Here is a 683-nt window from a genome sequence, read left to right as displayed (position 1 = left end):
GCGGTTGTTACTGCGGCCTTTATGGCTCCGGCGGCGTATGCGGAGGAATTCATCACCATTGGCACCGGCGGTGTGACGGGTGTTTATTATCCGACCGGTGGCGCGATCTGCCGTCTGGTCAACAAGGGCCGGAAGGAGCACGGCGTGCGCTGCTCGGTCGAGTCGACCGGCGGTTCGGTTTACAACATCAACACCATCCGCGAAGGCGAGCTGGAGTTTGGTGTGGCGCAGTCCGACTGGCAGTACCATGCGTATAACGGCACCTCGAAATTCGAAGAGGCCGGCCCGTTCGAGAACCTGCGCGCCGTGTTCTCGGTGCACCCCGAGCCGTTCACGGTTGTCGCTCGTGCCGATGCCGGCATCAGCAGCTTTGAAGACCTCAAGGGCAAGCGCGTGAACATCGGCAACCCCGGTTCCGGTCAGCGCGGCACCATGGACGTTGTTCTGGAAGCGATGGGCTGGACCATCGACGATTTCGAACTGGCCTCGGAACTGAAGGCGGCGGAACAGTCGGCGGCGCTGTGCGACAACCAGCTGGATGCGATGATCTATACCGTGGGTCACCCCTCGGGTTCGATCCAGGAAGCGACCACCGCGTGTGATTCCGTTCTGGTGAACGTGACCGGCGATGCGATCCAGGGTCTGATCGACGGCAATTCCTACTACCGCACCGCGACCATTCC

Annotated in this window: 1 protein-coding gene; it reads left to right on the top strand. The window is 61.8% G+C overall.

Annotated features, from left to right (window positions below):
- On the top strand, positions 1–683 hold a 683-nt coding region (locus tag ACR0DO_RS19515), incomplete at both ends, for a TAXI family TRAP transporter solute-binding subunit (protein ID WP_480561108.1).

This window comes from Ruegeria sp. AM9 (assembly GCF_056540565.1).
Note: the sequence above shows the minus strand (reverse complement) of the source record. Positions and strands in the feature narration are given on the sequence as shown.